Source organism: Streptomyces sp. NPDC051219 (genome assembly GCF_040682335.1).
Taxonomy (GTDB): domain Bacteria; phylum Actinomycetota; class Actinomycetes; order Streptomycetales; family Streptomycetaceae; genus Streptomyces.
This window is the reverse complement of sequence record NZ_JBFBAS010000008.1, coordinates 175,042-201,969: the sequence shown is the minus strand read 5'-3', so window position 1 is coordinate 201,969 and position 26,928 is coordinate 175,042. Positions and strand designations below refer to the sequence as shown.

Here is a 26,928-nt window from a genome sequence, read left to right as displayed (position 1 = left end):
ACGCGCGGAAAAGTCAGTGGCAGGACTGTCATGGAACGTCGAATTACTGCCACACTCATTGCATGCTCAAAAACGTGGCTGTGGCCGTCGTCGACGGAGTCGCCCCCTTCGAGCTCGGTGTGATCTGCGAGGTCTTCGGCATCGACCGGAGCGATCAGGGACTGCCTGTCTACGACTTCGCGCTCTGCGCGGCCGAGCCCGGACCTCTGAACGCGAAGTCGGGCATGTTCGGCATCTCCGTACCGTACGGACTGGACCGGCTGGAGTCAGCCGACCTCATCGCGGTGCCGGCCGACCGGCCCCGCGACCCGGGGGACTATTCCGAGCCCCTGCTCGACGCCCTGCGCCGGGCCGTGGACCGAGGCGCCCGGGTACTGAGCGTCTGCACGGGAGCCTTCACGCTGGGGGCGGCCGGACTGCTGGACGGGCGGCGGTGCACGACCCACTGGATGCACGCGCCCGAGCTCGCCCGCCGGTATCCGGGGGCACTGGTCGATCCGGACGTGCTGTACGTGGGTGACGGCCAGGTCACCACCTCGGCCGGGACGGCGGCGGGGATCGACGCGTGCCTGCACATAGTGCGCCAGGAGCACGGGCCGGACGTCGCCAACACCATCGCCCGGCGGATGGTGGTGCCGCCGCACCGGGACGGCGGGCAGGCGCAGTACATCGAGCGTCCGCTGCCACGCACGGCATGCGACACGGTGGGCGACGTCCTGGCGTGGATGGAGCGTCACCTCGACGCGGAGATCACCGTCGAGCAGCTGGCGGACCGGGCGCACATGTCGACCCGGACCTTCGCCCGGCGGTTCCTGCAGGAGACGGGGACGACGCCGTACCGCTGGCTCCTGCGCCAGCGGGTGCTGCTGGCGCAGGAGTTGCTGGAGGCGACGGACGACACTGTGGACGCGATCGCCGGGCGAGCGGGCTTCGGCAACGCGGCCGCACTGCGACACCACTTCCTGCGGACGCTCGGCACGACCCCGAACACGTTCCGCCGCACGTTCCGCGGCACGGCCCGCGCCGCCTGAGGTGTTCCGGGACGCGGGTCGTGCCGGGAAGCGGGTCGTGCCGGTTGGCGGGTCGTGCCGGTTGGCGGGTCGTGCCGGGACGCCGGCCGGATGCCGCCTCGGGTCAGATGCCGCAGCTCGACGCGGACCAGAAGCGGCTGCCCCGGTGGTCGAGGTGGGTGTGGTCGCCGTGGCCCGGATAGCCCGGGCCGAGGATGCCGTTGAAGCCGTGGTTGCGGGCCTGCTTGGCGAGGGTGCACAGGGAGTGCGGGCCGGCGCCCAGGTCGGCGGCGTCGCCGTAGAGGTGGCGGCTGTCCGACGCCCCGCCGACCGCGTCGTTGCAGGCACGGGACCGGAAGCCGCTCGTGACGGTGATGGGCTGGTCGCCCAGTGCGTGCCGCAGCGCTTCCAGCTTCCACATGGTGCGCAGGGCGTTGGACTTGGCGGTCGCGGCGCTCACGGCCCCGCCCGACCAGGTGGAGTTGCAGTCGTTCAGCTCGGCGTACGTGAAGTGGACGGGTGTGCAGTCGTCGTCCTGGAGGGCGTAGAGCTTGCTGAAGGTGGCGGGGCCGGCGACTCCGTCGGCCGACAGTCCGTACGCCGACTGGAACCGCTTGACCGCGGCCGTGGTGGCAGGCCCGTAGGCGCCGTCGGCCGCCAGCACCGCGCCATACCCCGGATAGCCGCCGACCCGGATCTGAAGCTGGGTGACGTCGGCGCCGGAGGCGCCCTGGGAGAGCGTCCGGGACCAGGTGTAGCAACCGTCGGCGTGTGCGGTGCCGGCGGTGGCCACGACCCCACCCGAGGCAGCAATCATGACCATGACAATGCTGAGCACATATCTCGCCGTACGTCGGAACGTTGGGCCTCCATACCGGGGAAGGGCGACACGGCCGAGACTGGCGGCCCGCCGGACGCGCGTCAACAGAGCGGGGCGAGAGTCATTTGTCCGACCAATGGCGACGCCCCGCCCCGGAGCGCTGCCCGGCCGGACTCGCCTGCGGGAAAGGTGGATTGAAGAATCAAAAGGTGTACCCCGCGCCGCCGCACTACTGACCACGCGTGACGGAGGTCGCCGCTCCGGTGGAACCCGGTGCGGCGCCCTTGTCCAGCGAGTGCGTACGCCGCGGATCAGGCGTTCGGGACCGTCTCGTAGCGCGGCGTGCCGTCTTCCATCTGGCGCAGGGCGTCCTTGCGGTCCCGCTTCGAGAGCCGGTCGATGTACAGGTATCCGTACAGGTGGTCCGTCTCGTGCTGCAGGCAGCGCGCGAAGTAGCCCGTGCCCCGCACCTTGATCGGGTTGCCCTTGGCGTCCCGGCCGTGCACCACGGCGTAGTCCGGGCGGGCCAGCGACGCGTACGCGGTCGGGACCGAGAGGCAGCCCTCGTTGGAGTCGTCCAGAACGCGCTGGTCGGCCGGCAGGTCCTCCAGGACCGGGTTGATCACGACACCGGTGTGCCGGACGCCGTCGTCGTCCGGGCAGTCGTAGACGAACACCTTGAGATCGACACCGATCTGGTTGGCGGCAAGCCCCACACCCTCGGCGGCCCGCTGGCTGGCGAACATGTCGTCGATAAGCGTGGCCAGCTTGTCGTCGAACTCGGTGACGTCCTTGCACTCCTTGTGCAGCACCGGGTTGCCGACGACGGTGATCGGGCGGGCGGTGCCTCGCTCACGGTAGGCCGCCTCGCGCTGCTCGCAGTTCTCGGTGTCCACGGCAAACCCGTCGTCGTCCACGCTCAACTGCTGGTCCGTCTCCTGCTGCGCCATGTCCGCCGTAGGCCTTCCGTAAGTCACGATGTGTGCCTGTACAGCCTAAGGGCAGCTCTCAGCAGACTTCCTCGAGATCGCGCCACTCACGGGTGTCCGGACTGTCCGCGACCCAGCCGTCGAGCAGGCCGCGCACCAGCCCGGTGGGCGCCGCGATACCGCACTCACGCTCGGGGACCCACAGCTCACCGGCCGTGCGGTGACCGAGCGGGCCCGGGTGTCCGGGCTCGCTGTGGTCGTGCGGGTCCAGATGCTCGCCCTCGCCCTCGTCGCTCGGCATCCGGCTCTCCGAACACAGCCGGCACAGCAGCCGCACGGACGAGGACCAGTCCTCGGCGGCGAATCCGGCGTCGGAGGCCAGCTGCTCCAGAGCGTCCCGGTCGTCCTCTGTCGCGGCCTCGAGCAGCACCACCCAGGTGGGTACGGGAGAGGGGGCCCACAACTCGATCTCGTCGAACACCGGGTAGGAGGGGCCCGCCGCCGTGACCCGCTCGCCGTGCGGGACGCCGTCGTGGAGCACGACCTCGCCCCAGCGCCGCCCGGAGGAGGGCAGCGGGATGGACAGCACCTCTATCCGGGCCGGGTCGAGCCGGCGGCCCCACACGACCTCTGCCTCGCCCTCGGGCGACAGCCGGACGGCGGCACTGCCCAGCTCCATGCCGACGGGCTCGGCGTTTCCTGCGGACTCGCCGGGCACCTTCAGCCCGTACGCCTGCCAGGCCCGGCGCGCCAGCGGCCAGTCCTGGAGGGCGGTGGCGGCGATCCCGACGTTCCACCAGTCCGGGGCGCCGGTCTCCCGGTCGAGGAGCGCCACGGCGCGCAGCCCGGCCGCACGCGCCTGCTCCCAGTCGTGCCGGAACTTGTGCAGCAGGGCCAGGTTGAACCAGGACTCGGACAGCCAGGGTTCGAGGTCCGCCGCGCGCGTCAGCAGCGCACCCGCGTCCTCGTACCGGCCGTCACCGATCAGCGTGAACGCCCGGTCGGTGGCCTGCCGCCACGAGGCGGAGGGCCGATGCCGTACCTTCCCGAAGATCCTCACGTTTCCCGCCTGCCGGTCCCTACGGTGCAGTCCTGCGGACACCTCTTCTTCGCATCCAACCATGCCCGGTTGGACGACCGCTCATTACCCATGGGTTACCCAGGCGGGGACTGGGTCAGGCCTCGGGAAAGTACGCGGGCGAGGCTCTCCACGACCTCGGGCTGATAGTCGTGTCCGGTGCCCAGGCGCAGCTGTTCGAGGGCCTCCAGCGAGCCGCCGAGCCGCCCGGTCCCGGTACCGGTCCCGCCGACGAGATCGTCGTACGCGTTGACCGTCCGTACGATCCGGGCGGTGAGCGGCTGGTCCCGGTACGGATCGGCCTGCCGCTCCACCACGACCGCCACCTCCGGCGGGACCCCGGTCTGGCGGACGACGGCGCCGCCCAGCAACGCGATGCGGCGCTGTTCCCCCGCGGGCAGGGGCGCCGTGGCCCCGGCCGGCACGGGATCCACCAGCGACAGTTGCCCGATGTCGTGCATGAGGGCCGCGTACTCGAGCACGGTGAGGTCCGGCTCCGACAGGCCCAGCTCCCGGCCGACCGCGCAGCTGAGCGCCGCGACCCGGCGCGCGTGGCCGTGCGGGGTGTAGCCGGCGATCTCGGTCGAGCGGGCGAGTGAGGTGATCGTCTGCCGGTACGTCGTCCGTACGGCCGCGATACGGCGGAACGACATCTGGGTGAGCAGCAGCGGGACGCTGAAGACCGGCAGTGCCCAGAGTCCGGCGACGGCCACCGCGAGCGCCATCACGGCCCCGGTGGCGCAGATCGCGGACCCGATGCCGAGAAGTGCGCGCAGCTCGTCGCGGAGCAGGGGGCCGAACGGCCAGCGGGTACGGGCCCGGGTCATCGCGGCGGCGAGTACGGCGTCGCACAGGGCGGTGAGGACGAGTATCAGGACGAGGAAGCCCGCGTAGGACGGGCCGTGGCCGAACCACTCGCCAAGGTTGCCCGAGCTGGACAGGGGCTGGAAGCAGACAGCGGCGAACCCGACGCTGAGGACCCTGCGCGAGACATGGTCCAGCGCGGGGCCGCGGCCGAGGGCGACGTGGGGGACGATGCCGACCAGGGCCGCCGCGACAACGACGGCGATGATCTGGAGGACGCCGTGGGCGGTCGCGTTGCCCGCGTTCTGGCCGAGCAGCGCGTACGCCAGGGCCCCGGCGCAACCGAGCGGCGCGGGCTCGCGGTCGCCGGGGGTCTCCCGCGCCCCGCGGCGGGCCAGCTCCCCCACGGTGATGAGAGCGCCGAAGACGAGCGCGGTGCCGGGTTCGGCGAGGCCGTGCCACAGGGTCCAGCCGAGCGCGAGCGCGGTGAGCGCGGCGGCGGCGGAGTGGACGATCACCAGGGTGAGCGGCGGAAGCCCGGCCCGCCCCCCTCTCACGGCCCCACCCCGGCGGACCAGGACGGCCATGCGGCGTCGCCCCGGGGAGGGGGGCCGGTTTTCGCCTCGGTGGCCTGCCGCACTCGGCCGCCGGGGGTCACGCCGGCCCGCCGTCGCCGGGACCCGTCCCCGCCACGCCTGTCCGGTTCCGCTCGGGCGCCGCCGTGGCGCCCGGATCCTCCGGCCGCGATGGCGGGACGTTTCCGCGGGCCGCGGGGTGCCGCTCCTCGGCCGTCACCGCGGGGTGCCACCCATGACGTTCGATGGCCCGCACCAGTGCCCGCACCATCTGCGGGTCGAACTGGTCGCCCGCACATCGTTCGAGCTCCCGCACGGCCGCCTCCACCGGCCGGGCCCGCCGGTACGAACGGGTCGACGTCATCGCGTCGAACGCGTCCGCGACGGCCACCACCCTGGCGAACTCCGGGATCTGGGGCCCGGACAGACCGTACGGATAGCCGCTGCCGTCGATCCGTTCGTGATGGTGCAGGATCGCCTCCCGCGCCTCCCCGAGGAAGCCGATTCCCCGCACCATTTCGTGGCCGTACTCCGGATGCAGTTCGATGACCCGGCGCTCCTGCGGGGTCAGTGGCCCGTCCTTCCGCAGGAGCCGGGTGGGTACTCCGAGCTTCCCCACGTCGTGCAGGATCCCGGCGAAACGCAGCACCTCGAGGCGGTCCTCCGACATGCCCAGCTCGCGGGCGATCATCGTGGACGCCTGGCCGACGCGCTCGCTGTGGCCGCGCGTATACCGGTCCTTGATGTCGACGGCCTGGACCAGGGCTCGGATGGTCGCCTGATGAGCGGCGCGCTCCCGGTGGTACTGGGCGAAGATCCAGCAGGAGATGTACATCGGGAGCAGCACGAGCAGTGCCGCGGGCGGCCCGTAGGGGCTGCGCCAGAGGACGGCCATCATCAGACCGGCCAGCCCGTGTACGCAGTGGGGGGCGAGCGAGCGCGGCAGCCCGCGCCAGGCGGTCAGGGCGGGCAGGCGTTCGGCGGTCACCAGAATGCCGCAGTCGAGGGCGGTCAGGACCAGGCAGAAGACCAGGACCGAGGCAGCCGCCGGGGCCAGGACGTACGGGAAGTCGGGCGCCGAATTCAAGGTGCCGCCGCCGAGCGCGGCCGGACCGCGCAGCACTCCGTACACGCCGGCGGCGGCCCAGGTGGCAAGCGCGTGCTGAGCCGCGTGCCAGACGCGCCGGACCCAGGCGGGGCGCTGTTCGATACGGCCGGCGAGCGCGCCGGGCACGGCGACGAGCGCGGCGGCGGCCGGTGGCAGCAGGAAGACGGCGGCGAGCACCACCGGGAAGAACGAGCCGATTCCGACCGGTACCCGGTGCCCCATGAAGGGGCATATCTTGACGAGCTCGCAGACGGCATACAGAGCACCCAGCAGGGCGACGGCACCCCACGGGGTGTTGTGACCAGCCGTCAGCGCGGGGGCGGCGCACAGAAGGCCGCCCGCCACGGCGCACAGGATGTAAGCGCGAGCCCCCGGCGGAAGTGCCCGCATGGCGCCTCTCCTCCCCGTGACCCTGGGCCAGCCCTAACGGGCTCATACAGGATGGGGAGAATATGCGCGCCACGGGCCCTCGGGGGCCGCATTCACGGATTGTGCCGTCCGGCTCCCCCGGATTAGCACCTTCGGGTGAACGAAGCCGCGTTACGGGGCAGATGTTCGGCCAAAGTTCATTCCTGTACGGCGGTCACGTCGTGATCAGGAAAGGCTTGTCCCGAGCGGATCAGTTCGATGCGGCTCATGACCTTCGACCGGAGGTCGGTCGGCACGTCGTCGTGGCCGCAGCAGCGCTTCACCAGCTTCTTGACCGCCTGCTCGAGCCCGTACTTCTCCAGGCACGGCGAGCACTCCTCGAAATGCAATTCGAACTTCGTGCAGTCACTGTCGGGCATCTCGTGGTCGAGAAACTCGTACAGATGGTCCAGGACCTCTGAGCAGTCCGTCTCGTGCGGCTCTCCGCAGCTCATGAGCCCGAGCCTTTCAAATCGTTCGACTCTCCCGCACCGGCCGGGACGAGCCCGCGGTCGCGGGCGTAGTCCTCGAGCATGCCGCGAAGTTGGCGGCGGCCCCGGTGCAGGCGGGACATCACCGTACCGATGGGTGTACCCATGATGTCCGCGATCTCCTTGTAGGCAAAGCCCTCTACATCAGCGAGATAGACCGCAATGCGGAACTCCTCGGGGATCGCCTGCAGGGCTTCCTTCACGTCGGAATCCGGCAGATGGTCCAGCGCCTGCGACTCGGCGGAGCGCAGTCCGGTCGACATGTGCGACTCGGCGCGGGCCAGCTGCCAGTCCTCGATCTCCTCGGCGGCGCTGCGCTGTGGTTCGCGCTGCTTCTTCCGGTACGAGTTGATGAACGTGTTGGTCAGAATCCGGTACAGCCACGCCTTGAGGTTCGTCCCCTCACGGAACTGGTGGAAGGACCCGTACGCCTTGGCATACGTCTCCTGCACCAGATCCTCGGCATCAGCCGGATTGCGTGTCATGCGCAGCGCGGCCGAGTACATCTGGTCGAGGTAGCCGAGGGCGTCCCGCTCGAAGCGGGCGTTGCGCTCCACGGTCGTCTCCTCCGAGGTCGTCTCCTCCGCGCGGCCGTCGTCGGTCCCAGTGACAGGACCCACCTCCTCCAACACCGTGGTGGGGCCGAGAGCGGACCCACTCCAATCGGAGAATAGTCGACCTTCCGGGGATGGTCCCTGCCGATTCGGTCCACTCACCGCCGTGACAGGGGCGGTCTTCGCCCCAGGCAGCACCGTCCACTCCAGGTCAGCGGCGTGCGGACGGCTGGGGCAGATGGTCGATGCCATGCGTTCCCTCTCCTCGTGCGATGCCTCTCCATACAGACGCACCGCACAACAGTGGTCACGCCCTGAACATTCCCGCGGCCCTGGTTCCGGGGTCATACCCGCAGGCCGTCGAGCCAGCTCCCCACACCCTCGGTGATGATCTTCAGGGCGTCCTCCTGACTGATCTCCGCCCGTTTCGGCACGGCGAACGCGTGATCCCCGTACGGCACCTCCAGCGGCTCGTACCCCTCGGGGAACTCGGCGGGCCGGCCGAAGGGGTCGTTCCCGCCCTGAACGACGAGCGTGGGCACCCCGGCACCGGTCAACTCGGCGGCCCGGGACTTCTCCGGCCTGCCGGGCGGGTGCAGCGGGAAGCTCAGCGCGAGGACGGCGCACGCACCCAGTTCCCGGGCCGTACGACAGGCCACCCGCGCCCCCGCACTGCGGCCCCCGGCGACAACGGGGAGCCCAGGCTTCGCCAGCGCGGGCCACAGCCCCCGCCAACCCTCGTCCAGGGTCTTCGGCGCGGGCGCGAGCTTCTTGCCGGCCACCCGCCACGGCTGCTCGACCAGCGCGACGGTCACACCCAGGGCGGGCAGCGACGAGGCGAGCGCCTGCAGGTCCCGGGCCTCGATCCCGCCGCCCGCCCCATGGCTGACGGCGAGCAGGAGCCGCGCCTTGCGGGCGGCGGGCACCCAGGTGATGCGGGCCGCCCCCGCGGGCGTCTCCACGGTCTCAACGGCTTCAGCGGTCTTGATCCGGCTCACAGAGCCATCCTGCCGCCTGAGCGTTCAGAACAGCGTGCCCTCCTGCGGCGCGGCCAGTTCCTCGAGCAGTTCCGGACCGTTGTTACGGACGTTGCTGACGTCCGTGGAGACCGGATAAGCCCGCATCAGGCCCGGCGGAGGCGGCGCCAGCAGCTCCCGGATGCCGTCCACGTCCGTACGGGCCGGGTCCAGCCAGGCGTCCCAGCGGTCCGGGGTGAGCATCAGCGGCATCCTGGGGTGGATGTCCGCCAGCGCCCGGGGGCCGTCGGCAGGGGCGACGGCAAGCGGGGATTTCTCCGCCTCGGTGGTGACGACCGTGCACGTCACCCACCAGGCCCGGGGATGGTCGTCGGGCAGGGTCCGGTCCCGCCAGAACTCGTACAGGCCGGCCATCGCCATCACGGAGCCGTCGGCGGGCGTGACGAAGTACGGCTGCTTGCGCGGCCGCTTCTTCTTGCCCTGCTCCTCCAGCTGCCGTTCCCCCACCCCGGTGACCCACTCGTAGTAGCCGTCCGCGGGTACGACACAGCGTCGCTGGGCGAAGGGCCGCCGGAAGGACGGCTTCTCGTGCAGGGACTCGGCGCGCGCATTGATCATCCGGGCCCCGCCTTCCGGCGACTTGGACCACGAGGGAACGAGTCCCCACTTCAACGCCCGCAGCTGGCGAACCGGACGAGGGTCATCGGCGTCCTTGAGAGGACGCTCGAGAATCGCGAAGACGTCCTTCGTCGGAGCCACGTTCCAGTCGGGAGCGAGGTTCTCCGTCGGCTCCCACTTCTGGACCTCGAAGAGACCGACCAGGTCCTCCGGTTTACGACTCGCTGCATACCGTCCGCACATGAGTGCCACACTGCCACTTCCGCCCGCCACCGGACCACACCCCTGGATGACGGGGGACGACAGGAGCCGGCCCTACATGCAGCCCCACCGGGAGACCGACTGATGGACAGCACAGCACTGGCCGACCTCTGGGACCGCGTCTTCGGGGCCCAGTCCGACCCCGCCACCTGGCTGGTGATAGCCACCGCCGTGGCCGCCCTCGCCGTCGTTCTGCCACACAACGCGTGGCGGTTCTCCCGGAACGCCGTCACCATCGCGCACGAGGGAGGCCATGGCCTCGTCGCCCTGCTCACCGGTCGCCGCCTGGACGGCATCCGTCTGCACTCGGACACCAGCGGCCTCACCGTCAGCCGGGGCAAACCGACCGGGCTCGGCATGATCCTGACGGCCGCGGCCGGCTATACGGCACCTTCGCTGCTCGGCCTCGGGGGCGCCTGGCTGCTCGCCGCGAACCACATCACCCTGCTCCTGTGGCTGGCGACGGCCCTGCTGCTCGTCATGCTGGTCATGATCCGCAACGCGTACGGCGTACTCACCGTCGTCGTCACCGGCGGCGCCTTCCTCCTGGTGTCGTGGCTGACCTCGGCGACCGTCCAGGCGGCGTTCGCCTACGGGGTGGTGTGGTTCCTGCTGCTCGGCGGCGTACGGCCGGTCTTCGAGCTCCAGGCCAAGCGCCGCCACGGGGGCGCCGCCGACTCGGACGCCGACCAGCTGGCCAGGCTGACCCATGTGGCACCCGCGATGTGGCTCTTCCTCTTCCATGCCGTCTCGCTGTGCTCTCTGGTGGGCGGCGGCCGCTGGCTGCTCGGTCTGTGACTTCCGACTGTGACCTCGGGCCCCGTACCACCTCATCGTTACGCCCCGGTTTCACCGTATATGATCAAGATCGGTGCTCTCACCGAGCCATTAAAGTGAGAGCCATGACCGAGACCCCCGCGTACACCGCACTCTGGCCCGCCCCGCACGCGAGCGGAGCCGTCGACGCCACGGTCACCGTGCCCGGATCGAAATCGGTCACCAACCGGGGCCTCGTCCTCGCCGCGCTCGCCGCCGAGCCGGGCTGGCTGCGCCGCCCCCTGCGCTCGCGCGACACCCTGCTGATGGCCGAGGCGCTGCGTGCCCTGGGCGTCGGCATCGAGGAGACCGTGCCGTCCAGTTCCTCGGTCACCGGGGGCCCCGACCACATCGGAGAGGTCTGGCGGGTCATCCCGTCCGGGCTGCACGGCCCCGCCCAGGTCGACGTCGGCAACGCGGGTACGGTCATGCGCTTCCTTCCCCCGGTCGCGGCGCTCGCCGACGGCCCGGTCCGCTTCGACGGCGACCCGCGTGCGTACGAACGCCCGCTGCACGGCGTGATCGACGCCCTGCGGGTGCTCGGCGCCCGTATCGACGACGACAGCCGCGGTGCGCTGCCGATGACCGTGCACGGCGGCGGCGCCCTGGACGGCGGCACGGTGGAGATCGACGCCTCCTCGTCCTCCCAGTTCGTCTCCGCGCTGCTGCTGTCCGCGCCGCGCTTCAACCAGGGCGTGGAGGTACGGCATGTGGGCGGGCCCCTCCCGTCCATGCCGCACATCCGGATGACCGTGGACATGCTGCGGGTGGCCGGCGCCCAGGTGGACACCCCGGAATCGGGCGGCGAGCCGAACGTCTGGCGGGTCACCGCCGGCGCGGTGCTCGGCCGCGACCTGGTGGTCGAGCCGGACCTCTCCAACGCCCAGCCGTTCCTGGCGGCTGCGCTCATCACCGGCGGCCGGGTCACGATCCCGGACTGGCCCCGGCGGACCACCCAGCCCGGTGACGCGCTGCGCGCGATCTTCACGGAGATGGGCGGCAGCTGCGAGCTGACCGACCAAGGTCTTACCTTCACCGGCACCGGCCGCATCCACGGCATCGACGTCGACCTGAGCGAGGTCGGCGAGCTGACACCGGGCATCGCGGCGGTCGCCGCCCTCGCCGACTCCGAGTCCGTACTGCGCGGTGTGGCGCATCTCCGCCTGCACGAGACCGACCGGCTGGCCGCCCTCACCAAGGAGATCAACGAGCTCGGCGGCGATGTCACCGAGACCGAGGACGGACTCCACATCCGCCCGCGTCCGCTGCACGGCGGGGTCTTCCGCACGTACGACGACCACCGGATGGCCACCGCGGGCGCCGTCATCGGCCTCGCCGTCGAGGGTGTGCAGATCGAGAACATCGCGACAACCGCCAAGACGCTGCCCGACTTCCCAGACATGTGGACCGGCATGCTCGCCGGCGCCGGCACGGGTCCAGGCACAGGTACGAGCACGGGCACGGGCACGGGCACGGGAGCCTGACGCGATGCGCCGCTACGGCAAGAACCCCGACGAGGACGACATCCGGGTCCGCCCGAACCGCAAGGGCAACCGGCCCCGCACGACCATCCGCCCGAAGCACGAGGACGCCCTGGAAGGGTTCGTCCTGACCGTGGACCGCGGCCGGCTGACCTGCCTTGTCGAGAACCGTACGGTGATGGCGATGAAGGCCCGCGAACTGGGCCGCAAGGGCGTCGTCGTCGGCGACCGGGTCGGCATCGTCGGCGACCTGACCGGCGACAAGGACACGCTGGCGCGCATCGTGCGGGTCCACGAACGCTCGTCCGTCCTGCGGCGCACCGCCGACGACGACGATCCGTTCGAGCGGGTGGTCGTGGCCAATGCCGACCAGCTGGCGATCGTCACGGCCCTCGCCGACCCGGAGCCGCGCCCGCGCCTGATCGACCGCTGCCTGGTCGCTGCTTACGACGCCGGTCTGGAACCCCTCCTGGTACTGACCAAATCCGACCTCGCGTCGGCGGACGAACTGCTGGAGACGTACTCGACCCTCGGCGTCAAATACGTCGTCACCAACCGGGACGAGCTGAAGAGCGGTGAGGCGGCGGACCGGGTCCGCGAGAGCCTCACCGACCGGATCACCGCCTTCGTCGGCCACTCCGGCGTCGGCAAGACCACCCTCGTCAACGCCCTGGTGCCGCAGGACCGGCGGCGCGCGACGGGCCACGTCAACGCCGTCACGGGCCGCGGCCGGCACACCACCACCTCGGCGCTTGCCCTGCCGCTCCCGGACGAGACGGGGTGGGTGATCGACACTCCGGGCATCCGGTCCTTCGGACTGCACCACGTCGACCCGTCGCGTGTGATCCTGGCCTTCCCCGACCTCGTACCGGGTACGGAGGGCTGCCCGCGGGCATGCAGTCACGACGAGGAGGAGTGCGCCCTGGACGCGTGGGTGGCCGAAGGCCACGCGGAACCGGCACGGCTCTACTCACTGCGGCGGCTGCTGGAAACGCGCGAGCGACGCGAAGGGGACTGAGCCAGAACGTTTGCCGCCCCCCACTGCTGGTAAGTGCATAATCGCACCAAGCGAGACGAAGCAGTCAGGCAAGCAGTCACCGAACGCGGGAGGACTCACTCATGGCGTGGCTGCTGGTGGTGGTCGCCGGGCTCCTCGAGACGGGTTTCGCCGTGTGCCTCAAGCTCTCGCACGGGTTCACCAGACTGTGGCCCACGGTCGCGTTCTGCGCCTTCGCGCTCGGCAGTTTCGGCCTGCTGACCCTCGCCCTGAAGAAGCTCGACGTCGGTCCGGCGTACGCGGTGTGGACCGGCATCGGCGCGGCCGGCACCGCCGTCTACGGGATGGTCTTCCTCGGCGACCTGGTGTCCACTCTCAAGATCGTGTCGATCACCCTGGTGATCGTCGGCGTCATCGGACTGCAGCTCTCGGGCTCGGCCCACTGACCCCGGGCCCACCGGCGCACGGCCCACCGGCGCCCGTCCTCCCGGCACCCTGCCCGCCGACGCGCAGCGCGGTGCGTACCAGCCGCCCCACGTCCTCGCCGCCCGGCGCGATCACGTACGACAGGGCGAGCCGCACCACGAGTTCGCAGCGTTGCGCCAGTTCGCCGCTCCCCTCGTCGGTACGCCCCTTCCCCAGAGCCGCTGCCGCCCGGTCCCGTACTGCAGCGGACAGCTGGGCCGGGGAGAGCATCCCGGCATCGGCCCGGCGCTGAGCCGGTACGAGAGCCTGCGAGCGAGACGGAGCGGGCCTGGGAGCGGGCATCCGCTCGCTCCAGCAGCCCGTGAGCAGGGCGCGGACGAGAGGGTTGCCGCGAGCCGCCCGGACGGTCCACTCGGCGACCGCCGCAAGCCGGTCCCCCGGGGCGGTACCGGCGCTCAGCGCCTGGTCGACGCCGCGAAGATAGGCGTCGGTCTCCCGTCGTGCCAGCGCCCGGGCCAGACCGTCCTTGCTGCCGAACTCGTTGTAGAGGGTCTGCCGCGAAACCCCGGCCGCGGCCGCGACATCGACCATCCGCACCATGGGCCAGGGTCGGCCCGCGAGCGCCACGAAGGCGGCGTCGAGTAAGGATTCCCGCGCTGTCGGCATCGTTGCCTCCCGCTGCTCTGCGGTCAGAGTTGACGGACGGCATGGCGGTGTCAATAGTTCGCGCGGGCCGGCGTACGGCCGGGCGGGTCGCCCGCGGGCGATGCCGTGTGGTCCGTGCTATTGAGTGTCGATACTGTTTCGCCATGCCCGACTTTCACGATGACCTGCGCCTCGCACATGTACTCGCCGACGCTGCCGACGCGGCGACGATGGACCGGTTCAAGGCCCTGGACCTCAAGGTCGAGACCAAGCCGGACATGACGCCGGTGAGCGAGGCGGACAAGGCGTCGGAGGAGCTGATCCGAGGCCAGCTGCAGCGTGCACGGCCCCGCGACGCCATCCTCGGCGAGGAGTACGGCATCGAGGGCACGGGCCCGCGCCGCTGGGTCATCGACCCGATCGACGGTACGAAGAACTACGTGCGGGGCGTTCCCGTCTGGGCGACGCTGATCTCGCTGATGGTGCAGGGGGAGGGCGGCTACCAGCCGGTGGTGGGCGTGGTGTCCGCCCCGGCGCTGGGACGCCGCTGGTGGGCGGCGCAGGGCGGCGGCGCGTACACCGGACGCAGCCTGACCTCGGCGACCCGGTTGTATGTCTCGAAGGTCGGCCGGATCGCGGACGCCTCGTTCGCGTATTCCTCGCTGAGCGGCTGGGAGGACCAGGGGCGCCTCGACGGCTTCCTCGACCTGACCCGGGACTGCTGGCGGACCCGCGGCTACGGCGATTTCTGGCCGTACATGATGGTCGCCGAGGGCTCGGTGGACATCTGCGCGGAGCCCGAACTCTCGCTGTGGGACATGGCCGCGAACGCGATCATCGTCCAGGAGGCGGGAGGCCGTTTCACCAGCCTCGACGGGGTGCCGGGCCCCGGCGGTGGCAATGCCGCCGCGTCCAACGGCCTGCTGCACGAGGATCTGCTGGGTTACCTGAACCAGCGTTACTGACGACAAGTTCGAGACGAGGGGCGCGGGGCGGTCGGCTGCGCGCTCTCTTGTTGACCCTCCGTACTCGTGCAACTCTGAGAGCCCCCACTTGTGAACTTGTGAATCCATTCTCCAAGAGGGGACCGGATTCACGAAGGAGGTGGCTCCATTCATGCTCGTCCGTGACGCCATGAGTACGGTGGTCCTGACCATCGGACCCGCCCATACGCTCCGCCAGGCAGCGCGGCTGATGGCCGCCCGCCGTGTCGGCGCAGCCGTCGTTCTCGACCCCGACACCAGCGGGCTCGGCATTCTCACCGAGCGCGACATCCTCATCTCCGTCGGACTGGGGCAGGACCCCGACCGGGAGCACGTCGCCTCGCACACCACGACCGACGTCGTCTTCGCCTCGCCGGCCTGGACCCTGGAGGACGCGGCGGACGCCATGGCGCACGGCGGCTTCCGGCATCTCGTCGTACTCGACGGGAGCGAGCCCGTCGGCATCGTCTCCGTACGCGACATCATCCGCTGCTGGGCCCCCAGCAAGCGCAGTTCGGCCGCCCTGGCCGGCTGACGGGCTCCGGCAGACCCACCGACCGGCCCTGGAAAGTCTGGGCGCCCCGGTCACGCCGACGGGCCGGATTCCCCCGGAGGAATCCGGCCCGTCACCCACGACAAGCGATCCGGTCAGCCGCGCAGGGCCTGGACCGCGGCGTCCAGCCGCTTGCCGAAGTCGCCGTCTGCCTGACGGAAGTTGTTGACCGCCCGCTCGACGATGTCGTCGCGCGACACCTTGGAGATGAACTGGGCGAGGTTGTCGATCAGGCGGCCCTTCTCGTCCTCGGACATCAGGCGGTAGAGGTTGCCCGCCTGGACGAAGTCGTTGTCCTGGGGGTGGTTCGGGGCTTCGTGGTTACCGGTACCGCCGGTGACCGGAACCGACTGCCACAGCGGCCGGTCCGTCTGGAACGGGCCGCCGAAACTGTTCGGCTCGTAGTTCTTCGCGCGCCCGTGGCGGCCGTCGTAAAGAAGGCCGTCGCGGCCGTTGGTGCGAGCCTCGGTGGCGTGCGGGCGGTTCACCGGCAGGTGGTCGGCGTTGATGCCGACGCGGTAGCGGTGCGCGTCGCCGTAGGCGAAGAGACGGCCCTGCAGCATCTTGTCCGGCGAGGGACCGATGCCCGGCACGAAGTGGGCCGGCGAGAAGATCGACTGCTCGACCTCGGCGAAGATGTTCTCCGGGTTGCGGTTGAGCTCCAGCTTGCCGATCTCGATCGGCGGGTAGTCCTCGTGCGGCCAGACCTTGGTCAGGTCGAACGGATTGAAGCGGTACGTGGCCGCCTCCGCCGCAGGCATGATCTGCACCTGCACGGTCCAGGACGGGAACTCGCCGCGCTCGATGGCCTCGCGCAGGTCGCGCTGGTGGCTGTCGGGGTCCACGCCGGAGAGGCGGTTCGCCTCGTCGGTGGTGAGGTTCTTGATGCCCTGGTCGGTCTTGAAGTGGTACTTGACCCAGAAGGCCTCGCCGGCCTCGTTGTTCCACTGGTACGTGTGCGAGCCGTACCCGTTCATGTGGCGCAGCGTCGCCGGGATGCCCCGGTCACCGAACAGCCAGGTCACCTGGTGGGTCGACTCGGGCGACAGACCCCAGAAGTCCCAGACGTTGTCCGCCTCCTGCGAGCCGGTGTACGGGTCGCGCTTCTGGGTGTGGATGAAGTCGGGGAACTTGATGGCGTCCTTGATGAAGAACACCGGGGTGTTGTTGCCGACGAGGTCGTAGTTCCCCTCCTCGGTGTAGAACTTCAGCGCGAAGCCGCGCGGGTCGCGCACAGCGTCGGCCGAGCCGAGGTTGCCCGCGACGGTGGAGAACCGCAGGAACGTCTCGGTCTGCTTGCCGACCTCGGAGAGGAACTTGGCACGCGTCCACTGCGAGACGTCACGGGTCAGCGTGAACGTGCCGTACGCACCGGCTCCGCGGGCGTGCACGATGCGCTCCGGGATGCGCTCCCGGTTGAAGTGCGCCAGCTTCTCGAGCAGCAGCTGGTCCTGGAGCAGCACGGGACCGCCGACGCCAGCGGTCTCGCTGTTCTGGTTGTCGGCGACCGGAGCTCCGGCCTCCGTGGTGAGCGGTCCCTGCGTCACGTGCGCCTCCTGCGTCATTCCTGCAAAGTCCTGTCCTTGGCGTTCGCCGTCCTCGATCCTACGATGGACTTTGTCTAAGTCAAGTGAGGATCCAAAGTCACACCCGTTCGGAACTTTGTCCCCCCGCTGTTAGGCTGACCCTTATGAGTGACCTGCTGGAACGACTTCGCGGACGCGGATGGCGCATGACCGCACAGCGGCGTGTCGTGGCCGAGGTCCTCGACGGCGAACACGTCCACCTGACGGCCGACGAGGTCCACGCGCGCGCTGTGGCCAAGCTGCCCGAGATCTCCCGGGCGACCGTGTACAACACGCTGGGCGAGCTGGTAAGCCTCGGCGAGGTCCTGGAGGTCTCCACGGACCGCCGCGCGAAGCGGTACGACCCGAACGCCCACCAGCCGCACCACCACCTGGTCTGCGCCCAGTGCGGCGCGATCCGCGACGTCCACCCGGCCGGGAACCCGCTGGCGGACCTGCCTGCCTCGGAACGCTTCGGCTTCACCGTTTCCGACGTCGAGGTCACCTACCGCGGCATCTGCCCGAGCTGCTCCTCCGCCTGACGGCGCCCAGGCGACTTTGCGGGCGGGCGACTCCCGGACCCGCTTCCGGACCGCGGCAGGGGCCCCCGCGCACACAGTGCGGGGGCCTCTGCCGTAGGTGCACGCATACGGCAAAGGCCCGGATCCATCAGGATCCGGGCCTTTGCCTCTGAGTAGCGGGGACAGGATTTGAACCTGCGACCTCTGGGTTATGAGCCCAGCGAGCTACCGAGCTGCTCCACCCCGCGTCGGTGAACCCAACCTTACGCCGGGGCGCCGACCAGCGCAAATCGCTATGACGCAGGCCACAGCGGCTCAGGCCGTGAGCTCCTGGTGCAGCGCCTCGCGCAGTCGTGCGGCCCGCTCCGCGACCTCCGGCGGCCCCAGCTCCACGGCGCGTGCACACCACTGCTGCCCCTCGGCCAGATCGCCGTGGCGAGCGGCGAGCAGCCCGAGCCGCAACGCGGCGCGCCCGTGCCCTGCCATGGCTGCCCGGGTCCACCACAGGGCGGCCTCCGGCTCGCTGCCCTCGCGTGCGAGCAGCAGCCCGAGGTTGAAGGCGCCGTTGCGGCTGCCCGCCTCGGCTGCCTCCCGGTACCAACGGGCGGCCTCGACCAGGTCGCCGCGGCCGGCGGCCAGCATGCCGACCCGCACCTGGGCGCGTCGGTGCCCCTGCTCGGCGGCCCGCTCGTACCACTCTTCGCACTCCGACTTCTCGGTCACCGGCTCGCCGAGCCCCACCGGCTCGGGCGGCGGCTGCAGGGAGTCCAGCAGGGCGCCGAGCCGGAAGGCCGCCTCGGCGCTGCCACCGCCCGCCGCGCACCGCAGGTGACGCTCTGCGGCCCGCTCCTCACCGTCTCTGACCAGCGCGATGCCGACCTGGAGGGCGGCCTCGGTGTGCCCGGCGGCCGCCGCCCGCTCGTACCACTTCAGAGCCGTACGGTCGTCGTCGCGGCTCGCGTGCAGGATGCCGAGGTTGAACGCGGCGTCCACACTGCCCGCCTCCGCCGCCTTGGAGAACCAGGGCTCGGCACCGGCCGCGTCCCCGCCCTGCAGCAGCAGGATGGCGAGCGCGTTGGCGGCCTCCCGGTGACCGGCGTAGGCGGCACGGCGGTACCACTGTTCGGCCTGCGCGGTACGGTCCTGGGCAGCGCAGAGCAGCCCGAGGTTGTACGCCCCGTTGTCGTCGCCGGCGTCCATGGCGGCGCGGTACCAGCGCTCGGCGGTCTGCGTCTCCCCGCGGGCCGCGTGCAGCGCGCCCAGGGCGTTGGCGGCGTTTCCGTCGCCTTCCTGGGCGGCCCTGTGCCACCACACGGCCGCGCTGTCCTCGTCGCCCGCGTCGCGCAGCAGGAAGCCGAGGGCACAGGCGGCGCGGGTCTCGCCGTCCTTGGCGGAGGTCAGGTACCAGCGGCCGGCCTCCTTCAGCTCGCCGCGTCCCTCGAGGATGGAGCCGAGGTGCAGGGCGGCGCGGCGGTGCCCTCGCGCGGCGGCCTGGCGGTACCACTGCTCCGCCTCGTCCACCCGCTCGTCGTCCGTCCTGCGCAGGTGCTGGGCGAGCCGGTACGCGGCCTCCCGGTGGCCCTGCTCCGCGGCGGCGCGCAGCCACCGCTCCGCGCCGACGTCGCCACGGTGCTCCAGCAGATCGGCGAGAGCGTACGCGCCGAGGGCGTGACCGGATTCGGCGGACTGCCTCAGCCAGTACTCGGCAGCGGGCTCGTCGCCGCGCTCGCGGTAGTGCCGGCCGAGGGCATGGGCCGCGGCCGCGGAACCGGCGACGGCTGCGATGCGCCACCAGCCGGCCGCCTCGTCGGCGTAACCGCGCTGGTGCAGGAGGACGCCCAGGTTGTTGGCAGCGGCCCGGTCACCCTCCGCGGTGGCGGCACGCAGATGGGGCTCGGCACCGTCGAGGTCACCGCGGCGCAGGAGCAGGGCGCCGAGAACACTCATCGACGCGATGTCGCCACGCTCGGCGGCGCGCCGGTGCCGCGCCTCGACTTCGGCGTCGGCGGTGTCCGCAGTGCTCTCCGTGACGTCCGGGTCCTCCCGCACAAACCGCCCTGTCTCCAACAGAGTTGACCTGTCCCCCATAATTTCCATCGTCGCACCACCTGCAACCCGCGTACACCTGGTATACCGCAGCCAGTGAGGTCACTACAGCGTTTTGTCGACATGCCCACAGATGGACAAGTCAAACACGTCCCGAGCCCAACTCCCCCCATCTGAACCGCGTTTCGCCGCATCAGCACATGCAAAAGGCCCGGATCCAGAAGGATCCGGGCCTTTAGTCTTCAGTAGCGGGGACAGGATTTGAACCTGCGACCTCTGGGTTATGAGCCCAGCGAGCTACCGAGCTGCTCCACCCCGCGCCGTTGTGCTGCAACCGTACCACGGTGCGGAGGGGGGCCTGACCGGCCGCCGGAGCGGCCGGCCGGGCCGTCCCGGTCAGCCGCTGGGCTTCGGGGCGGGCGAGGTACTGGCGCCCGGTGCGGCACCCGGCTTCGCGGCCGCCTTGGCCTCAGCGTCGGCGGCCCGCTTGAGCGCCGCCGCGAGCTCGTCCTGAGCCTTGCCGTACGCCGCCCAGTCGCCCTCCTGCAGTGCCTTCTCGCCGTCGTCGAAGGCCTTCTGCGCGTCGGCCAGCGCCTGCTTCACCGTCGGGTCCTGGGGAGTCGTCGGCGGCTTGGTGGTGCCGTCGCCGGGCGGTGGCTCGGTGGTGTCCTGGCCCTCCGCCCCGAAGACCTTGTTCAGGGCCTCGCCGAGGGTGTCCTCGAAGGCGGTCTCCTTGCCGTACGAGACCAGCACCTTCTTGAGCAGCGGATAGTTGACACCGCCACCGCGCACATAGACCGGCTCGACGTACAGCAGGTCGCCGTCCAGCGGCAGCGTCATCAGGTTGCCGTACTCCACCTCGGAGTCGCCGCCCTTGAGCAGCCTGATCTTCTCCGCGATCACCTCGTCGGAGTTGAACTGGCTCTGCACCTGCTTGGGTCCGGCGACCGTGGTGCTGGCCGGCAGCTTCAGGATCTCGATCCTGCCGTAGTCCTTGGCGTCCGCCTCCGCGTTGACCGCCATGAACGCACTCAGGTTGTCGCGGCCGTTCGGGGTGAACGTCGTCGTCAGCGAGAACGCCTGCTCGGCCTGCTTCGGCATCTTCATGGACAGGTAGTACGGCGGAACGGCGTTGCCCGACTTGTTGGTCGGGTCGTCCGGAACCTGCCACGCCTCACTGCCGCTGAGGAACGTCTGCGGGTCGGTGACGTGGTAGCGGGTCAGGAGTTCGCGCTGCACCTTGAACAGGTCCTGCGGGTAGCGCATGTGCTCCTTGAGCTTCGGAGCGATCTCACTCTTGGCCTTGACCGTGCCGGGGAACGCCTTCATCCAGGTCTTGAGGACCGGGTCCTCGGTGTCCCACTCGTAGAGGTTGACCGTGCCGTCGTACGCGTCGACGGTCGCCTTCACCGAGTTGCGGATGTAGTTGACCTGGTTCTCCTGCGCGACGACCGCGCGCTGGCTGTCGGTGAGCGAGTCGGCCGTGGTGTCGCCCAGCGTCGTACGCGAGGCGTACGGGTAGCCGTTCGACGTGGTGTACGCGTCGACGATCCACTGGATCTTCCCGCCCACGACTGCCGGATAGGCGTCGCCGTCGATGGTCAGCCAGGGGGCGACCGCCTCTACGCGCTCCTTGGGCGTGCGGTTGTAGAGAATCCGCGAACCGTCGCCGATGGCACCGGAGTAGAGGATCTGCGGTTCGCTGAAGGCCAGGGCGTACGCGGCCCGGTTGAGCGGGTTGGCGAGGTTGACGCCGCTCTTGCCCTTGTAGCTGGTGGTCTTCTCACCCTGGTCGTCCGAGTAGTCCAGCTCGGTCTGCGGACCGCCGACGATCGAGTACTGCTCGGTCTTCTCGCCGTAGTAGATCTGCTGCCGGAACGTACCGAGCTGCCCCCGGGACGGCAGGTCGGACTCGATGAAGACCGGCTTGCCCTCGGAGTCGGTGGTCGTGCCCTTGGCCGCGACCACGCCGTAACCGTGGGTGAACTTGAAGTGGTCGTTGATCCAGTTGTTCTTCGGGATGCCCTCGAGGTTCAGCTCACGCAGGCCGATGACGGTGTCCTGGCTGTTGCCGGCCGGATCCTTGTAGCGGTCGACGTCCAGCGTGGCAGGGAAGGTGTAGTAGCCCCTGATCTGCTGGAGCTGCTGGAAGGTCGGCGAGACGATGTTCGGGTCGAGCAGCCGGATGCTGGCCGTGGTGTCGGCGTCCTTGCGCTGCTGCGCCTTGTCCTTCGAAGCGGGAACGCCCGGGTAATCCGTCACCTTCGAGTTGTCGATGCCGTACGCGTTGCGCGTGGCCTCGATGTTCTTCTCGACGTACGGGGACTCCTTGGCCTGCTCGTTCGGCTGGACCTGGAACTTCTGCACGATGGCCGGGTAGAGCCCGCCGATCAGGATCGCGGAGAGCACCATCAGGCCGAAACCGATCACCGGCAGCTGCCAGGTGCGGCGCCACAGTGTCGCGAAGAACAGCACGGCACAGATGACGGCGATGCAGAACAGGATGGTCTTCGCCGGCAGGTAGGCGTTGGCGTCGACATACCGCAGACCGGTCCAGTTGTCCGCGGCCCTGAAGTCACTCGACTTCACCGCGAGCCCGTACCGGTCGAGCCAGTACGCGACAGCCTTGAGCGACACGAAGAGGCCGAGCAGAACGGACAGATGGCCGGTGGCCGCGCCCGTCGCCCGTGCGCCCGGGCTGGTGATCCGCAGACCGCCGTACAGGTAGTGCACCAGGGCGGCGGCGATCAGCGAGAGCACGGTGGCCGCGAAGCCGAAGCCGAGCAGGAAGCGGTACCAGGGCAGCTCGAACGCGTAGAACGCCACGTCCATGTGGAACTGCGGGTCCTTCTGGTTGAACGGCACGCCGTTCACCCACATCAGCCAGGTACGCCACTGCCCGGACGCGGAGGCGCCCGCGATCAGACCGATCAGCGCGGTGATCCCCAGGAGCAGCCACCTCTTGTACGGGGCGATGCTCATCCGGTACCGGTCGAGGCTCTGCTGCTCCATGGACATCGCGCTGAGTGGCGGTCGGAGCCGGTGAGCCAGCCAGATGTTCAGACCGACGGCAGCCGCCATCAGCAGTCCGAAGACGGCGAACAGGCCGATCTTGGTCCACAGGGTGGTCGTGAAGACCGATGAGTACTTGACGGAGCGGTACCAGAGCCAGTCCGTCCAGAACCCCGCGAACATGACGAACGCCATGGCCAGCACGGCCAGCACGCCCAAAGTCATGAGCAGGGTCCGGACGCGCCGGGACGGGCGGCCGACTCTGATTCGTGGCCCGGACGGGCCTCCGCCGCGGTCCGGCATCTGGAAAGCCAAGGTGCGCACCTCGAAAGTCGCTGTTGGTTGAGCAGGCCCCGCGATCGTAGAGCCCACTCATGCAACTTACTGAAGCTTTACTCAGTTCCCGCTCCCGGGTCCCAAGGAGGCAGGATGTTCGCCATGTCCAACGTTTCTCCTTCCGGCACCCCCATGGCCGCGAGTCCCCTCACCCGTGCTGTCCTCGAAATCGACGACTACGCCTCCGGGCTCGGCTGGGACCAGCCCGCCCGGCTCTTCGCCCTCGTCGACACCGCGCAACTGCGCACCCAGGAACCGGGGCTCGCCGCCCAGCTCGGTCTCCAGGCCGACGAGGCCGCGGCAGCCTCCCTCACCCCCGTCGAGCAGGAGGAGCTGCCGAAGGGGACCGCCCTGGACGAGTTCCTCGGCACGATCGCCTGGCCGGACGCGGTGGCCGGGTGCGCGATGACCGTGGAGCGGCTGATGCTGCCGCCGTCCGCCGAGGCGTCCGTACCGGAGGGGATGAACGAAGCCCAGCTGGCCAAGTGGGTGGCAAAGCACCCGGACCGTCAGGAGGTCCGGATGACGGTGGCCGTGCTGCGCAACGGTGCGCGTGAGTCGGCGCTGCGGCTGCGCGAGAAGGACTCCCCCACCGAGGTCCTCACCGGGGCCGACCTGGTGCCCGGTCTCGCCGAGGCGCTGGCCGCGACCTTCGAGGCGTAACGCCTGGACGGCCCGAGGGGACGGCTCCGGTCAGCTCGCGCTGCACCGGGGCAGCCCGGCCGTTTTCCCCTTGCCGATGTCCTCGAGGGACTTCACCGCGTCATCGATGGTCTTCACCTTCACCAGGGTGAGACCGGCGGGCACGTCGGCGGCCGCCGAGGCGCAGTTCTCCGCGGGAGTCAGGAAGAACTTGGCGCCCGCGTCGCGCGCGCCCACCGTTTTCATCCGGATACCGCCGATGGGCCCGACCTTGCCGCTCTCGTCGATGGTGCCCGTGCCCGCCACGAACTTTCCGCCGGTCAGCTGCCCCGGGGTCAGCTTGTCGACAATGCCGAGGGCGAACATCAGGCCCGCGCTGGGGCCGCCCACGTCGGCCAGCTTGATGTCGATGGTGAACGGGAACGTGTGGTCCGTTCCGGCCTGGATGCCGACGATCGCCCGGTTGGCGTCGGGAGCCTTCTGCGTGGTGACGGTGATCTTGTCGTTGCCCACGGGCTCCTTGCCTGCCTTCTCCGCCGCGACCGCGTCCGCGGCCGGGACGACGGTGAAGACGACGTCCTCGCCGGGTGTGTGGCGGGTGACCAGCTTCGCCACGTCGGCCGGCTCCGTCACCGGCTTACCGTCGACGGTCTTGATGACGTCCCCGGCGTGCAGCTTCCCCTCCGCGGGGCTGCCCTTGATCACCGTCGAGACGACGACCCGCGTGGACACCGGGATGCCGAGTTCCTTGAGTGCGGCCACCTTGGCGCTCTCCTGGGACTGGCTGAACTCCTCGGCGTTCTCCTGGGTCGATTCCTCTTCGGACTTGCCATCGGGGTAGAGGGTGTCGTGCGGGACGACCACGTTGTCGTGCGCGAGCCAGCCGTAGACCGCCTCGACGAGGTTCATCCGGTAGTCGGCGCCGGTAACACGGACGGTCGTCATGTTGAGGTGACCGGCGGTCGGATAGGCCTCGCGGCCCGAGATCTGCAGCACCGCGTCGCCGTCGACGTCTCCGAGGGTGTTCACCGTCGGCCCGGGAGTCATCTCCGCGTACGGCACTTTGATGAGTACACCGGCGCAGAGCAGCGCGATCAGCATCAGAGTGGAAGCGAGCATCGTCGCGGTGCGGCGTGGCATGGAACGACAGTACGGGACGGCTCTTGAGGAGCACCCGTGGGGCCGGTCCGTACGGGCACTCGCGGGACGCGTCAGGCGGCGTCGGAACCGGAGTGCGCCTTCTTCTCCATCGCTTCACGGAACCTTGCATAGCCCGCGAGCTCGGATATGTCACCGGAGGTGCGATTGCGGGCAGCCCAGCTCGCCCATATCGCAGCACCGATGGCGGCGAAAAGCGGTATCAGCAACCACGCGAGTGACGCCATCCCGACCTCCCTACCCCTGAACGACCGCAACGGATTGATCAGCAGATTAGTCATCCGCCGGTTCAACGCTCATGGCAGGGACCGGGTTACGCAAATCGGGGCGCCCGGCCGTCGCACCGGTTTACGCGCCCGTCCGTCCTCCCGACGCCCGGCGACCACCCCTCGACGACGGTCGCTACGCGCCCACCCACTCCTCCGTGCCGTCGGAGAACTGCTGGTGCTTCCAGATCGGGACCTCGTGCTTGAGGTCGTCGATCAGCTTGCGGCAGGCGTCGAAGGCCTCCCCGCGGTGCGGACAGGAGACCGCGACGACCACTGCGAGATCGCCCACCTGCAGGTCACCCACTCGGTGGACGGCCGCGAGGGCACGCACCGGAAATTCCGCGACGACCCGTTCCGCCACTCGGCGCATCTCCACCTCGGCGGAGGGGTGGCAGGAGTACCCGAGGGCGTCGACGTCGGCGCCGCCGTCATGGTTGCGCACGGTGCCGACGAAGAGCGCGGTGCCGCCCGCGGACTCGTCGCCGACGGCCTTGAAGACCTCGTCGACGGAGAGCGGGGTCTCGCGGATGGCGAGCAGCCGGACGGGGTCCTGAGCCGCGTGCTCGCCGGGGTGGTCGATCTTCGGTGCCATGCGGACCATCGTGCCGTACCCGGCCGACATTGTGGAATAGCCGATCCGCCGGGGGTGGCGGCCCGCGTATGGAGCCTCCTACAGCCCACTCCGGGGGACCGGCCGGCCCTGCCCGCGGGTACTCAGCGCCTGCGCGCCTTGCGGGCTCGGCGTACGACGGCCGCCGCGCCCAGCAGGGCCACGGTCGCGCCCGCCGCGCCCGCGGCGGTGGCGTCTTTGCGGCCCAGCCGGCGGCCCGCGACGGTGTGCCGGCCCGCCACCTCCTCCAGCAGTTCGGCGAGGACCTCCTCATTGGTCCACGTCGGGCGCCAGCCGGCGTCGTGCAGCCGCCCGACGCTGACCACCCACGGGTGCATCGTGTACGCGAGGTCGCCCGCCGGGGACGGGGTGAGGCCGATGCGGTGCAGCCGGGCGGCGGCGCCGAGGGCGACCGCGGAGGGCAGCTCCATCCGGCGGATGCCACTGAGCTCCTCGACCTCCTCCTGTTCCAGCCAGCCGTCGCAGCCGACGGCGAGCTCCCCCTCGACCTTCTCCAGCGCGGCATACTCCAGCGCGCCGACCAGGTCTTCCACATGGCAGAACTGCCAGGTGGGACGGGACCCGGTGACAACCAGCAGACGCGGGGACTCGAAGTAGCGGGTGAGCGCGGTGTCCGTACCGCCGACCAGCACGGCGGGCCTGACCACTGTGACGTTCAGACCGGGGTGGGCGCGGGGTGCGCGGCGGCCGAGGCGCTCGATCTCCAGCAGGTCGCCGACGCCCGTGGCCTCGGCGGTGGCGCGGAGCTCGGAGTCCTCGGAGAGCGGAATGTCGTTGTCCTGCAGTGCCCCGTAGACCATGGCGGAGGTGCACAGCACGACGCGGTGCACTCCGGCGGCCGCTGCCGCGGTGAGCACGGTCTGGGTGCCGCGCACGTTGTACGCCGTCCGCGCGGCCGGGTCGGTCTCCAGGTCGAGGTCGAGTGCCAGGTGCACCACGACGTCCGCGCCGCGCAGCTTCTCGGCGATCGCCGGATCGCGTACGTCGAGGATGTGCCAGAGCGCCTCGGCACACTCCCCACGGCGCTCGTCGATGGCCACCACCTGCTTGACCTCGTCGGATGCGGCGAGGCGCTGAGCGAGCAGCGCGCCGACCCCGGAGGCGGCACCGGTGATCGCGACGACGGGGCCGCGGCCGGCCGGGATCGAATGGTTTCGCCTCTGGCGAACTTCGGCGCTGTGCGGTGCGCGAACCTGCGGATCTGGGGAACTCAC

The 26,928-nt window shown here is 70.3% G+C and carries 26 protein-coding genes and 2 tRNA genes; 9 read left to right on the top strand and 19 right to left on the bottom strand.

Annotated features, from left to right (window positions below; genetic code table 11):
* Positions 1 to 62: 62 nt before the first annotated feature.
* The gene (locus tag AB0M62_RS12865; protein ID WP_366074193.1) at positions 63 to 1,031 is read left to right on the top strand and encodes a helix-turn-helix domain-containing protein; all 969 of its coding nucleotides are present in this window, start codon (positions 63 to 65) and stop codon (positions 1,029 to 1,031) included.
* A 103-nt stretch (positions 1,032 to 1,134) separates the two neighbouring features.
* On the opposite strand, the gene AB0M62_RS12860 is transcribed toward AB0M62_RS12865, so the two are convergent.
* The 9 genes from AB0M62_RS12860 to AB0M62_RS12820 all read right to left on the bottom strand — a co-directional run bounded on the left by AB0M62_RS12860 (position 1,135) and on the right by AB0M62_RS12820 (position 9,615).
* Positions 1,135 to 1,827, bottom strand: a complete 693-nt coding sequence (locus AB0M62_RS12860; protein ID WP_366074192.1) for a D-Ala-D-Ala carboxypeptidase family metallohydrolase — start codon at positions 1,825 to 1,827, stop codon at positions 1,135 to 1,137.
* 314 nt (positions 1,828 to 2,141) lie between these two features.
* Positions 2,142 to 2,780, bottom strand: a complete 639-nt coding sequence (def, locus tag AB0M62_RS12855) for a peptide deformylase (protein WP_366074191.1) — start codon at positions 2,778 to 2,780, stop codon at positions 2,142 to 2,144.
* Positions 2,781 to 2,838: 58 nt separating this feature from the next.
* Complete coding sequence (locus tag AB0M62_RS12850) at positions 2,839 to 3,819, bottom strand: hypothetical protein (RefSeq protein WP_366074190.1); 981 nt, start codon at positions 3,817 to 3,819, stop codon at positions 2,839 to 2,841.
* 95 nt (positions 3,820 to 3,914) lie between these two features.
* Positions 3,915 to 5,156, bottom strand: a complete 1,242-nt coding sequence (locus AB0M62_RS12845) for an HD domain-containing protein (RefSeq protein WP_366074236.1) — start codon at positions 5,154 to 5,156, stop codon at positions 3,915 to 3,917.
* A 139-nt stretch (positions 5,157 to 5,295) separates the two neighbouring features.
* A complete protein-coding gene (locus tag AB0M62_RS12840; RefSeq protein ID WP_366074189.1) occupies positions 5,296 to 6,714 on the bottom strand; it encodes an HD-GYP domain-containing protein in 1,419 nt (472 codons plus the stop codon).
* 176 nt (positions 6,715 to 6,890) lie between these two features.
* Complete coding sequence (rsrA, locus tag AB0M62_RS12835) at positions 6,891 to 7,187, bottom strand: mycothiol system anti-sigma-R factor (RefSeq protein ID WP_366074188.1); 297 nt, start codon at positions 7,185 to 7,187, stop codon at positions 6,891 to 6,893.
* Positions 7,184 to 7,843, bottom strand: coding sequence for a sigma-70 family RNA polymerase sigma factor (locus tag AB0M62_RS12830; protein WP_366074187.1), 660 nt, complete (start codon positions 7,841 to 7,843; stop codon positions 7,184 to 7,186). Before AB0M62_RS12830 ends, rsrA begins: the two co-directional genes overlap by 4 nt.
* Positions 7,844 to 8,121: 278 nt before the next feature.
* A complete protein-coding gene (locus tag AB0M62_RS12825) occupies positions 8,122 to 8,775 on the bottom strand; it encodes an alpha/beta family hydrolase (protein WP_366074185.1) in 654 nt (217 codons plus the stop codon).
* Positions 8,776 to 8,799: 24 nt separating this feature from the next.
* Complete coding sequence (locus AB0M62_RS12820; RefSeq protein WP_366074184.1) at positions 8,800 to 9,615, bottom strand: SOS response-associated peptidase; 816 nt, start codon at positions 9,613 to 9,615, stop codon at positions 8,800 to 8,802.
* A gap of 102 nt (positions 9,616 to 9,717) precedes the next feature.
* Here AB0M62_RS12820 and AB0M62_RS12815 point away from each other — a divergent pair, with 102 nt between their 5' ends.
* From AB0M62_RS12815 to AB0M62_RS12800, 4 genes are all read left to right on the top strand, one after another.
* On the top strand, positions 9,718 to 10,431 hold the full coding sequence (locus AB0M62_RS12815) for a M50 family metallopeptidase (RefSeq protein ID WP_366074183.1): 714 nt from the start codon (positions 9,718 to 9,720) through the stop codon (positions 10,429 to 10,431).
* A 104-nt stretch (positions 10,432 to 10,535) separates the two neighbouring features.
* Positions 10,536 to 11,933: a 3-phosphoshikimate 1-carboxyvinyltransferase gene (gene aroA / locus AB0M62_RS12810; RefSeq protein WP_366074182.1), complete on the top strand. Its 1,398-nt coding sequence runs from the start codon at positions 10,536 to 10,538 to the stop codon at positions 11,931 to 11,933.
* 4 nt (positions 11,934 to 11,937) lie between these two features.
* Positions 11,938 to 12,948 carry a ribosome small subunit-dependent GTPase A gene (gene rsgA / locus AB0M62_RS12805; protein WP_366074181.1) on the top strand — a complete coding sequence of 337 codons (1,011 nt, stop codon included), beginning with the start codon at positions 11,938 to 11,940 and terminating at the stop codon, positions 12,946 to 12,948.
* A 101-nt stretch (positions 12,949 to 13,049) separates the two neighbouring features.
* Positions 13,050 to 13,373 (top strand): multidrug efflux SMR transporter, encoded by a 324-nt coding sequence (locus AB0M62_RS12800; RefSeq protein WP_366074180.1) that lies wholly within the window; start codon positions 13,050 to 13,052, stop codon positions 13,371 to 13,373.
* On the opposite strand, the gene AB0M62_RS12795 is transcribed toward AB0M62_RS12800, so the two are convergent.
* A complete protein-coding gene (locus tag AB0M62_RS12795) occupies positions 13,339 to 14,019 on the bottom strand; it encodes a TetR/AcrR family transcriptional regulator (protein ID WP_366074179.1) in 681 nt (226 codons plus the stop codon). The two genes, AB0M62_RS12800 and AB0M62_RS12795, sit on opposite strands and share 35 nt — an antisense overlap.
* A 143-nt stretch (positions 14,020 to 14,162) precedes the next feature.
* On the opposite strand from AB0M62_RS12795, the gene hisN reads away from it, so the two are divergent.
* Positions 14,163 to 14,963 carry a histidinol-phosphatase gene (gene hisN, locus AB0M62_RS12790; RefSeq protein ID WP_366074178.1) on the top strand — a complete coding sequence of 267 codons (801 nt, stop codon included), beginning with the start codon at positions 14,163 to 14,165 and terminating at the stop codon, positions 14,961 to 14,963.
* 151 nt (positions 14,964 to 15,114) lie between these two features.
* Positions 15,115 to 15,516: a CBS domain-containing protein gene (locus AB0M62_RS12785; protein WP_366074177.1), complete on the top strand. Its 402-nt coding sequence runs from the start codon at positions 15,115 to 15,117 to the stop codon at positions 15,514 to 15,516.
* Between the two features lie 113 nt (positions 15,517 to 15,629).
* Here AB0M62_RS12785 and AB0M62_RS12780 read toward each other — a convergent pair whose 3' ends face one another.
* On the bottom strand, positions 15,630 to 17,099 hold the full coding sequence (locus AB0M62_RS12780) for a catalase (protein WP_366074176.1): 1,470 nt from the start codon (positions 17,097 to 17,099) through the stop codon (positions 15,630 to 15,632).
* Between the two features lie 125 nt (positions 17,100 to 17,224).
* On the opposite strand from AB0M62_RS12780, the gene AB0M62_RS12775 reads away from it, so the two are divergent.
* Complete coding sequence (locus tag AB0M62_RS12775) at positions 17,225 to 17,641, top strand: Fur family transcriptional regulator (RefSeq protein ID WP_366074175.1); 417 nt, start codon at positions 17,225 to 17,227, stop codon at positions 17,639 to 17,641.
* A 153-nt stretch (positions 17,642 to 17,794) separates the two neighbouring features.
* On the opposite strand, the gene AB0M62_RS12770 is transcribed toward AB0M62_RS12775, so the two are convergent.
* From AB0M62_RS12770 to AB0M62_RS12755, 4 genes are all read right to left on the bottom strand, one after another.
* Positions 17,795 to 17,868 (bottom strand) — tRNA-Met (locus tag AB0M62_RS12770).
* A gap of 67 nt (positions 17,869 to 17,935) precedes the next feature.
* Positions 17,936 to 19,708, bottom strand: a complete 1,773-nt coding sequence (locus AB0M62_RS12765) for a tetratricopeptide repeat protein (protein ID WP_366074174.1) — start codon at positions 19,706 to 19,708, stop codon at positions 17,936 to 17,938.
* Between the two features lie 204 nt (positions 19,709 to 19,912).
* Positions 19,913 to 19,986, bottom strand: a tRNA-Met gene (locus AB0M62_RS12760).
* A gap of 76 nt (positions 19,987 to 20,062) precedes the next feature.
* Positions 20,063 to 22,981, bottom strand: coding sequence for a UPF0182 family protein (locus AB0M62_RS12755; RefSeq protein ID WP_366074235.1), 2,919 nt, complete (start codon positions 22,979 to 22,981; stop codon positions 20,063 to 20,065).
* Positions 22,982 to 23,107: 126 nt separating this feature from the next.
* On the opposite strand from AB0M62_RS12755, the gene AB0M62_RS12750 reads away from it, so the two are divergent.
* The gene (locus AB0M62_RS12750) at positions 23,108 to 23,677 is read left to right on the top strand and encodes a PPA1309 family protein (RefSeq protein ID WP_366074173.1); all 570 of its coding nucleotides are present in this window, start codon (positions 23,108 to 23,110) and stop codon (positions 23,675 to 23,677) included.
* A gap of 30 nt (positions 23,678 to 23,707) precedes the next feature.
* Here AB0M62_RS12750 and AB0M62_RS12745 read toward each other — a convergent pair whose 3' ends face one another.
* The 4 genes from AB0M62_RS12745 to AB0M62_RS12730 all read right to left on the bottom strand — a co-directional run bounded on the left by AB0M62_RS12745 (position 23,708) and on the right by AB0M62_RS12730 (position 26,928).
* Positions 23,708 to 24,796: a PDZ domain-containing protein gene (locus AB0M62_RS12745; RefSeq protein ID WP_366074172.1), complete on the bottom strand. Its 1,089-nt coding sequence runs from the start codon at positions 24,794 to 24,796 to the stop codon at positions 23,708 to 23,710.
* A 71-nt stretch (positions 24,797 to 24,867) separates the two neighbouring features.
* Positions 24,868 to 25,041 carry a hypothetical protein gene (locus AB0M62_RS12740; protein WP_366074171.1) on the bottom strand — a complete coding sequence of 58 codons (174 nt, stop codon included), beginning with the start codon at positions 25,039 to 25,041 and terminating at the stop codon, positions 24,868 to 24,870.
* 175 nt (positions 25,042 to 25,216) lie between these two features.
* Positions 25,217 to 25,675, bottom strand: coding sequence for a molybdenum cofactor biosynthesis protein MoaE (locus AB0M62_RS12735; RefSeq protein WP_366074170.1), 459 nt, complete (start codon positions 25,673 to 25,675; stop codon positions 25,217 to 25,219).
* Between the two features lie 122 nt (positions 25,676 to 25,797).
* Positions 25,798 to 26,928 carry an SDR family oxidoreductase gene (locus AB0M62_RS12730; RefSeq protein WP_366074169.1) on the bottom strand — a complete coding sequence of 377 codons (1,131 nt, stop codon included), beginning with the start codon at positions 26,926 to 26,928 and terminating at the stop codon, positions 25,798 to 25,800.